Here is an 8,781-nt window from a genome sequence, read left to right as displayed (position 1 = left end):
TTAGGCTGGGGATAGCTGTTTCTTTGGTTACTTTCTTTGCAGCAGCAAAGAAAGTGACTGCCGCCCCGCACAGGGGCAGTGCTAATAAACCGACACGAATACGGGATCCAGGGAAAAGCTCGAACCGCGCCAGCGAACAGCGAACAGCGAACACCCACTATCCCAACCCGTTGACCGCCCTGAAGCGCCCCGGCGCGACCCCATAAAGCTCCTTGAACCGCTTAGAAAACGCCGCCTCGGATTGATACCCCACATCCGCCGCAACATCCGCGATGCTCTTCTTCGTATGCGTGAGCATCGTGCTCGCGAGCTGCATGCGCACGTGGCTCAGCAACGCCAGCGGTGAACTATCCGAATGCGCGGAGAACGCGCGCATGAAGGTCGCGCGCGACATCGCCGCTTCCTTCGCCAGCATTTCCAGCGTCCACGGCTCGGCGGGCCGCTCCAGCATCGCGATGATCGATGCGCCCAGCCGTCGATTCGCCAGCAAGCCGAGCACGCCCGCGAGCGAGGGCTGACCATCGAGCCACGCGCGCAGCACCATCGTGAAGAGCGCAGTCGACAGCGCCGTGACGATCGACGGCGCGCCCAGTTGCGCTTCCTCCGCCTCGCGGCGCATCGTCTGGACAAGCGGCGCGAGGTAGGTCGCCGATGCATCGGCAAACGACACATGCACGACATTCGGCAGCACATCGATCAGCAGCGCGCGCGGGGCGTAGAGGAAGCGCCCGCACAGCAAGTCCACGCCCGGCTGCCGCCCGCCGCAATTGCTCTCCACCGTGACCGCGCCGTTGTGGCGCACTTCCATCTCCGTCTTCGCCGCGCCTTTTTCACGCGCCTGAATGCTCAGCACGTGCGCGTCGCCGCGCGGCAGAAGGAAAATGTCGCCCGCCCGTAGTTCCAGCGGCGCATGGCCTTTCCGAAGCACCATGCACGCGCCATCGAGCACGACGTGATACACCGCTTCGCCGGCAGGCGCGGGCGCGTGATCGAGTTCCAGCGGTCCGCTCAACAGGCAGCGCAGATCGAGCGTGCCGGAGAGGCTCGCGAGCTGAATCAGTTTGTCGAGTGCGTCCATGAGAGCGGGTCGGGCGGAAGGTGTCGTTCCGGATAGTACCGAAGTCCCGCCAGGCGTGCGTTACTTCGCGACTTCGCCCAGTTCGCGGGTCTCGTCCCCCGAAGCCGCGGCGACGGTCTTCTTGCCGGTGAGCGAATCGGACACGGTCGACATCAGCGTGCGCAGCCAAGCGACATCCGTCGGCTGATCGGGCTGCGGCACCGAAAGCTGATAGCACTTGATGCGCGGAAACGGCACCGGCGAGTCGAGCACCGCGAGCGGCAGCATCGCCGCATAGTGCTGCGCGAAGCGGCGCGGCGCGGTGAAGATGAGATCCGACTGCAACAGCACCTGCGGCACGAGGCCGAAGTAGGGAATCGTCGTGACGATGCGACGCTCGATGCCCGCGCGCGCGAGGCCGATGTCGATCGGATGCCGTCTGCCGCCGCTATACGGCGTCGGCGCGAGATGCGCGGCGAGCGCATAGCGTTCCGCCGTCAGCGGCTCGCGTGCGAGCGGATGGTTCGCCCGCATGAGGCAGACGAACACATCGGTGAACAGATCCTGGCGCTCGAAGCGCGGCTCGGGCTTCGTCCAGTTGGCGACCATCAGATCGATTTCGCCCTCGTCGAGCATGCGCTCGTGGTCGCGCATCGGCGTCAGCGACTCGATCTCCAGACGCGCGTTGGGCGCCGCATCGCGAAAAGCCGCGACGAGCGTCGGCATGAAGAAATCGTTCAGGTAATCGGGCGCGGCGACGCGGAAGGTGCGGCGCGAGCTTTCCGGATCGAAATCGCCATGCGGCGTCGCGACGAATTCCACTTCCCGCAATGCGCGTTGCGCGGGCGCGAGCAGCGACTCGCCGTACTCGGTCGGCACCATGCCCTGCTTGCCGCGCACGAGAATCGGATCGTTCAGGATTTCGCGCAGGCGCCGCAACGCGGTGCTGATCGCCGGCTGCGTCTGGTTCAGCCGTTGCGCGGTCTGGGTCACGCTGCGCTCCAGCAGCAGGGTGCGCAATACGCGGATGAGCCAGATGTCGAGTGAGTCGGCGGGATCGTTCATGGCCTGCGAAGCGGTTGTATTCAGGACGCGCGGGCGCGAACTCGCGATCCCTCACCCGAAGTTAAACGCTTATCCATTTTTGACGCCATAGCGAGCGCGCTATGCACGGCATAGGCGCGCCCGCCAGCCTGATCGTATTCAGCCGAAATCGGCGTCTCGCGGCGCGATCGGCAGCGCGCTGATGCGCTTCACTTCCGCGCCGTCGAGCCAGTTCGGCGAGCGCGCGACGTAGAGCACCATCGGCAGCGTGTCTTCGCCCCAGAAGATCTGATCGTTGACGAGGAAGGTCGGCACGCCGAATACGCCCATCGACACGGCGCGGTCGTTGTTGTCGCGCAGCTTCGCCTTGATGTCCTCGTCCTCGATGCGCGTTTCGCCTTCCGGCATGCCCACGCGCTCGCATAACGCACGAAAGCCCTCCGGCGTCGCGGGATCGCGCCCCTCGCGCCAGATGTAGCGGAAGATCTCGCGCACGCGGGCGATCTCGCCGTTCGCGAGCACGGCAAGCCGCAGCGCCTTGGACGGATCGAACGGATGCGCGGGCGGCATCTTGAACGGAATGCCCAGTTGCTCCGCGCGGAACAGCGCGTGCCGGTAAGTAAATACGCGTTTGGAGGGAATCGTCGCGGCGTGCGGCTGGCCCCAGCGGTCGAGCAGCTTCATCAACTGGACGGGCACGAGCTCGAACGGCATGTCCGGCCATTTTTCATGCTGTTCCAGCAGCAAGTACGAAAACGGCGAAATGAAGTCGAAGAAAAAGTACGGCTGACCATGACTGGTCGAATGCGGGGCACTCATGTTCCCTTCTCCCTGAGATTCCTTGGCTCTGCTCGCGCCAGCGCTCGCCCGAGCCTCATCTGTTCGTTTTTTGTCGTGTCCTGCATGGCGGATGCGACGCGCGCGGCGTTGCATCCCTTCAATAGATATTACGTGCTGCCTTGTTCCGTGTCTGCCCGCGCAGCGACACCGGACGTATCCGGATGCGCCACGTTGCGCGTCGGGGCTTGACCGGCCTGCGCGACGGGCGCGTGCGCGAGGCGCTGTCGCACGAAGCCGATGTGCTCGCGCAACACGTAGAACTGATCCGCGAACGCGAGCGGCATCTTCATGCGATTCACGGCCGATTCGATCGCGTCGATGCGGTCGAGCAGGGCATCGCGCTGGGCGGTATCGGGGCCGCTGATCGCTTCGCGCTCTATCGCAATCAGCGCGCCATACCAGCGATAGATACGCGATTTCACACGCCAGCGGTACAGCCCCGGCACGAGCCGCAAGCCCGGAATCAGCACCACGATCAGCGGCACCAGCAGCACGAGCACGCGATCCGCGAGACTCGCGAGCCAGAACGGCAGCGTGCGGTACAGGAAGCTCTTGCCCGATTTGTAATACCGCTCGGCGTTGTCGCTGATGCGGAATTCGTGCACGAGCGGCGCGGGGAATTCGTTGGCGCGCTGCAGCAGATTGGCGCGCCCGTGCACCTCGCGCGCGGCTTCGATCAGCAGGTCGGAGAGCGCCGGATGCAGGCTGTCGCGTGCGACCAGCTCGGCCGTCGGCGCGATCATGTGGACGGGGCGCGGCGGCAGATTGCGGGAGAAATCGAACGCGCCCATCGGCAGTTCGATTTCCGTCAGATACGGAAAGCGGCGCGCGTACGCATCGGCCTGAACGAAATCCATGAAGCGGATGCCCGTCGTGCGCAGAAGCTTCGCCATCGTCGGCGGCTGGGCGGAGTCGCCGGTCAGAAAGACAGCGTCGATCCGGCCGTCTTCGAGCGCTTTCGCGGCTTCGTCGCCGGCTAGCGGCAGCAGTTCCGTATCGCCGCCCGGTTCGATGCCGTTCGCCTTCAGCATATTCAGCGCGAGCACGCGCGTGCCGCTGCCTTCCGCGCCGATCGCGAGCCGCTTGCCCTTCAGTTCCGACAAACGGGTGACGGCCGTCGCGCCGCGATAGAACACCGCGAGCGGCACGTAGGACACGCTGCCGAGCGATTCCAGATGGTCGTGCGTCGCGCCGGGCTTGGTCAGGCCGCCCTGCACGAAACCGACATCGACATTCGATTTAGGATCTTCGAGACGCGTCAGGTTGTCGAGCGAGCCTTGCGTCTCCAGCACGTTGAGCGTCACGCGATTGCGCGCGAGGATCGCCTTGTATTTCTGCGCGCTGGACCAGAACGAACTGCCTTTCGGCCCGGCGGCGATGGTCAGCGTACTCGGCGGCGCGGGCTGGATCAGCCGCACGGCGACGTAGAGCGCGACCGCGCAGACGAGCAGGATCGGGCCGAAAGTGAGCGCGAGGTCGCGCCAGGAAATCGCGACAAAGCGCGCGACGATCCGCTGCTGCGGCTTGCCGCGCGGTGGGACGTCCGGATCGGTGCCCGGATTGTTTCCTGAAGGGTGGGTCATCTCGTCGGTAATTGCAAAACTGTGTGCCCGCGAGCTTACCCGATCGCGATGCGCGGACATCTCCTCGAACGGCTTCGGCATGACGCGCGAGCGGCGCGTCCGGCCGGCCGGCATGGCGTCGATGGTACATGAGATCGATGGGCGTCCGGACGCGCCGTCCGGCGCGCGCCGCGTGTGACGGACGTGTGTCGGCGCCGGCGATGCTGTTGCGCGGGCGCGGCTTCGCGCAGGGCCGCGTCGTTAAAAGCTTTGCGCTTATGGCCGCGCTGGGCTAAATTGACGTTCGCCACCGCACGACAAGGCTTCGCGCGCCGCAACCCGGAATGTGGGTTCGTGAGTCGCGCCGGGAAGCCGCCATGCGGCAGGTCATATTCGAGCCGACGGGTTTTTCCGCCCGACCAACCGGCCGCAGTTTGTTTCTTTCGCCAGTCTCTCGCAGCACCGTGAGCCGCATTCGCCGGCTTGCCGCCGTCATGCCTGCGCGCCTTTTCAGGCCTCGGGCGCGCGTGGCCACGGGCAGTCGCTCGAAGTCGTCGCCCAGCCGCTGGGAATGCGGCCCGGTTTTGAAGTGCAAACCGAGCGAAGTAGCAACTGTGCGAAGTCAACAAGCGAAACAAAAGGAGAAATCATGAAAGCAGTCGATCTGTTAAAGGCGCTGGGTGTAGTGGTGTGCGTGGCCGTGGCTTCGAGCGCCTATGCCCAATCGAGCGACGCGGCGGCCACGAGCACCGATTCGGCGGCGCAGGCGAAAGCCCAGAAATCCGCGACCAAGAAGACCGACCGCAAGCTCGGCTACGACGTGCGCCGCGCGCTGTCGAAGGCGCAGGGCTTCGATGTGTCGAACGTGTTCGTGCGCGCACGCGGCGGCGCGGTCACGCTGACCGGCACGGTGCCGGAAGGCGGCCAGATCGCCCAGGCCGAAGAAGTGGCGAAGGGCGTGCCGGGCGTGAAGTCGGTTTCCAACAAGATCACCCTCGGCGTGCAAGGCGGCGGAGGTTAATAGTACGCGTCAACAGTAAGCCAGCGGCGTCACGCGATGCCGCCGGTTGTGCTCGTCACGCGGGTGCTTGAAACGGGCTCCGGCTTTCCCGCCGGAGCCCGTTGTCGTTTGGCGCTTTCGTTCGCTGCGGCGAGCGAATTCGGCCGCGATTCCCGTCCGATATCGCGCGATACTTGCACTGTCGGACGCGTTGCAGTTGTCAGGTTGCACCACTCATCGGAACGTATGGCGGAGACCCACAATGAAAAGATTCGCGCGTACCCAGAGGTTGCAGACTTTGCAGAACATGCCGCGCACGGCCGCGCTCGGCGCGCTGGCGGTGCTCGTCGCGGTGACGCTCGCCGCATGTCACGGCGACGACGAAAATAACGGCAGCAGCGGCCAGCCGACCAACACCTTGCCGACCTTCATCTCCGGCGCGGTCAACACGCAGACTTACGACGGCGTATCGGACGACCTGCTCACGGCGGGTCTCGGCAAGACGGGCCTCGCGTCGGCGACTGCGCCCTCGATCGCCAAGCCGGCAGCGCCGACGGCCGCCGAACTGCGCCGTCTCGCGATCTATTCGAATTACCGCGCGCTCGTCGATATGTCGGCGAACGGAGGTTATGGCCGCTTCTGGGGACCGAATGTCGATCTGAACGGCAACGACACGCTCGGCGAAGGGAAGATCGCGGGCAAGGAGTACATCGCTTATGCGGACGACGGCAGCGGCATGCAGAACGTCAGCCTGCTCGTGCAGATTCCGCAGAGCTTCAATCCCGATCAGCCGTGCATCGTCACGGCGACGTCGTCGGGGTCGCGCGGCGTCTATGGCGCGATCTCGGCGGCGGGCGAGTGGGGCCTGAAGCGCGGCTGCGCGGTGGCCTACACCGACAAGGGCAGCGGCAACGGCGGCCACGAATTGGCCACCGATCTCGTCACGCTGATCGACGGCACGCTCGCGGGCGCCAGCATCGCCGGGACCAAGGCGATCTTCAAGGCAAACGTGAGCGCGTCGGCGCTGTCTTCGTTCAATTCGGCGTTCCCGAATCGCTACGCGTACAAGCACGCACATTCGCAACAAAATCCGGAAAAGGACTGGGGCAAGAACACCTTGCAAGCGGTCCAGTTCGCGTACTGGGCGCTCAACGACATGTTCGGTGCGGTCAGCGGTTCGAGCCATCAGGTGCGCTACAACAAGGGCAGCATCACGACGATCGCGGCATCGGTGAGCAACGGCGGCGGCGCGTCGCTGGCGGCGGCGGAGCAGGATAGCGATGGCTGGATCACCGCGGTCGTCGTCGGCGAGCCGCAGATCAATCTGAATCTGCCGTCGCAGGTTTCGGTGCGGCAGGGCGGCTTGCCGGTCGGCTCGTTCGGGCGGCCGCTCGCGGATTACATGACGCTCGCCAATCTGCTGCAGCCCTGCGCGGCGCTCGCGCCCGCCGCGGCCGGCGCGCCGTATCTGACGACGCTGCCTCTGGCGACCACCAACGCGATCCGCACGGCGCGTTGCGCGACGCTCGCCGCGAGCGGGCTCATCACGGGCGGCAATACCGTCGCGCAGGCCACCGACGCGCTCAACCAGTTGCATCAGGCGGGCTACGAGACCGACTCCGACACGCTCCATGCGCCGATGTGGGATTCGCAGGCCGTGCCGGCCGTCGCCGTCACCTATGCCGACGCGTACATGACGGCGAGCGTGCTCGACAACCTGTGCAACTTCAGCTTCGGCACGACCAACGCGGTGACGGGCGCGGCGGGCGTCGCGCCGCTCGTCTCGCCGATGCCGACGCTCTTCGGCAATGGCAACGGCGTGCCGCCGACGAACGGCATCAACCTGGTCTACAACGCGGGGACGACGGGCGCGGCGGATCATCGGCTGGCGACGCCCGATGCCAGCTACGCGGGCGCCGCATGCCTGCGCTCGCTGTGGACCAACGGCAATGCGACGATGGTGGGCAGCGTGAACGCGATCCGCGTGAACGCGAACCTGCGCGGCAAGCCCGCGATCATCGTGCAGGGCCGCGCCGATGCGCTCGTGCCGATCAATCACGCGTCGCGGCCGTATCTCGGCGCGAATCGCGTGGCGGAGGGCAACAACAGCCAGCTCTCGCTCTACGAGATCACGAACGGTCAGCACTTCGACGCGTTCCTGAGCGTGGCCGGCTTCGACACGCGCTTCATTCCGGTCCACTACTACAACATTCAGGCGCTCAACCTGATGTGGAACCACCTGAAGAACAACGCGCCGCTGCCGCCTTCCCAGGTGGTGCGCACGGTCGCGCGCGGCGGCACGGCGGGATCGGCGCCCGCGCTCACGACGTCGAATCTGCCGCCGATCGCCACCGATCCGGGCGCGAACGCCATCACGACGGCGGGCGGCATCGTCAACGTGCCGAACTGACGCGGCGCGTGGCTTATTGAGTCGCGGTGGTTCGCGGCGCTGCGGGCGTCGCGGCCGCTGCAGCCGCGGGAACGTCCGACGCCGTACCAGCCGCAACCGCATCCGATGCCTGGATCGCCGTTGCGGCGGCGGGCGTCTGCACGACGATCGGCGTCGGCGTGAGCTCGGGCGAGCTGACGATGAGCGACGGCACGAGCGGCTTGCTCTTCACTTCGTCGGCTGCGACGGGCGCGCTGCGCGGCACCGTGTTCAGATAGTGACCCATCAGGTTGAAGAAGCGGTCGTAGAACTTGCCGGCGGGCACGGTCTCGCTCGAAATCTTGACCATCGCGTCGCTGTTCGAGCGGATCGGCAGCGACAGCGAGCCGAGCACGCTCAACCCGACGCTCGCCGACGTATCGCTTTTCTTGAGCGCATAGCCGTCCTGCACGGCGTTCACATACGCGATGCTCTGATTGGTCGCGTTCTCGCCCGGCGTGCACACCACATGGAACGAGACGACGACGTGCGTTTCGGCGCTCGGCTGGAAGTTCTTGGTCGCGTCGACGGTGTCGGGCTGGCCCATCGTCGTGAGAAAGCCTTGCGACAGCAGCGCGCGGCGCGCGGCCTCGCAGGTTTCGTTCACGGTGGCGTCGAAATTGCGCGCGAAAGGGCTCGCGCCGGTGTTGAAAAGCTCCTGCTGATAGCTCGGCGCGACCGAGCCTCGGCCTCCGCAGGCAGCGAGGGAGATGAGTCCGAGGGAAGCGAAAACGAGGCGCAGCGACGGCATGGGCATGAGGCAGCGGATCCAAAATTTGTGTCAACGGCAGACACAAATTGTAGTGCCGCCGGACTGGCCGATGAAAAAGCGCAGTCTGAAAACATCGTC

General features: G+C 65.7%; 7 protein-coding genes. 2 read left to right on the top strand and 5 right to left on the bottom strand.

The features are described 5' to 3' along the window. Positions 1-157: 157 nt before the first annotated feature. The 4 genes from QCE73_RS11565 to QCE73_RS11550 form a co-directional block, all read right to left on the bottom strand. Positions 158-1,078: an AraC family transcriptional regulator gene (locus QCE73_RS11565; protein ID WP_035500821.1), complete on the bottom strand. Its 921-nt coding sequence runs from the start codon at positions 1,076-1,078 to the stop codon at positions 158-160. A 60-nt stretch (positions 1,079-1,138) separates the two neighbouring features. Further along, positions 1,139-2,122, bottom strand: a complete 984-nt coding sequence (locus QCE73_RS11560; RefSeq protein WP_035500824.1) for a LysR family transcriptional regulator — start codon at positions 2,120-2,122, stop codon at positions 1,139-1,141. 138 nt (positions 2,123-2,260) lie between these two features. Continuing rightward, positions 2,261-2,920, bottom strand: a complete 660-nt coding sequence (locus tag QCE73_RS11555) for a 2-hydroxychromene-2-carboxylate isomerase (protein WP_035500826.1) — start codon at positions 2,918-2,920, stop codon at positions 2,261-2,263. Positions 2,921-3,048: 128 nt separating this feature from the next. After that, positions 3,049-4,524, bottom strand: coding sequence for a TAXI family TRAP transporter solute-binding subunit (locus tag QCE73_RS11550; RefSeq protein ID WP_309881286.1), 1,476 nt, complete (start codon positions 4,522-4,524; stop codon positions 3,049-3,051). 628 nt (positions 4,525-5,152) lie between these two features. On the opposite strand from QCE73_RS11550, the gene QCE73_RS11545 reads away from it, so the two are divergent. Together QCE73_RS11545 and QCE73_RS11540 are read left to right on the top strand one after the other, a co-directional pair. Beyond that, positions 5,153-5,524 carry a BON domain-containing protein gene (locus tag QCE73_RS11545; RefSeq protein ID WP_309881285.1) on the top strand — a complete coding sequence of 124 codons (372 nt, stop codon included), beginning with the start codon at positions 5,153-5,155 and terminating at the stop codon, positions 5,522-5,524. 286 nt (positions 5,525-5,810) lie between these two features. Further along, positions 5,811-7,913, top strand: a complete 2,103-nt coding sequence (locus QCE73_RS11540) for a D-(-)-3-hydroxybutyrate oligomer hydrolase (RefSeq protein ID WP_309881991.1) — start codon at positions 5,811-5,813, stop codon at positions 7,911-7,913. Between the two features lie 13 nt (positions 7,914-7,926). On the opposite strand, the gene QCE73_RS11535 is transcribed toward QCE73_RS11540, so the two are convergent. Continuing rightward, positions 7,927-8,688 (bottom strand): DUF2242 domain-containing protein, encoded by a 762-nt coding sequence (locus QCE73_RS11535; protein ID WP_238212690.1) that lies wholly within the window; start codon positions 8,686-8,688, stop codon positions 7,927-7,929. Positions 8,689-8,781: the final 93 nt, after the last annotated feature.

It is taken from the genome of Caballeronia sp. LZ029 (assembly GCF_031451275.1).
GTDB lineage: Bacteria > Pseudomonadota > Gammaproteobacteria > Burkholderiales > Burkholderiaceae > Caballeronia > Caballeronia jiangsuensis.
This window is presented reverse-complemented; position numbering and strand designations above follow the sequence as displayed.

Bases quoted from the DNA above. Each gene is read 5' to 3' on its own strand.
- QCE73_RS11555 (WP_035500826.1), bottom strand. From the start codon at position 2,920: ATGAGTGCCCCGCATTCGACCAGTCATGGTCAGCCGTACTTTTTCTTC.
- QCE73_RS11545 (WP_309881285.1), top strand. From the start codon at position 5,153: ATGAAAGCAGTCGATCTGTTAAAGGCGCTGGGTGTAGTGGTGTGCGTG.
- QCE73_RS11540 (WP_309881991.1), top strand. From the start codon at position 5,811: ATGCCGCGCACGGCCGCGCTCGGCGCGCTGGCGGTGCTCGTCGCGGTG.
- QCE73_RS11560 (WP_035500824.1), bottom strand. From the start codon at position 2,122: ATGAACGATCCCGCCGACTCACTCGACATCTGGCTCATCCGCGTATTG.
- QCE73_RS11535 (WP_238212690.1), bottom strand. From the start codon at position 8,688: ATGCCCATGCCGTCGCTGCGCCTCGTTTTCGCTTCCCTCGGACTCATC.
- QCE73_RS11550 (WP_309881286.1), bottom strand. From the start codon at position 4,524: ATGACCCACCCTTCAGGAAACAATCCGGGCACCGATCCGGACGTCCCA.
- QCE73_RS11565 (WP_035500821.1), bottom strand. From the start codon at position 1,078: ATGGACGCACTCGACAAACTGATTCAGCTCGCGAGCCTCTCCGGCACG.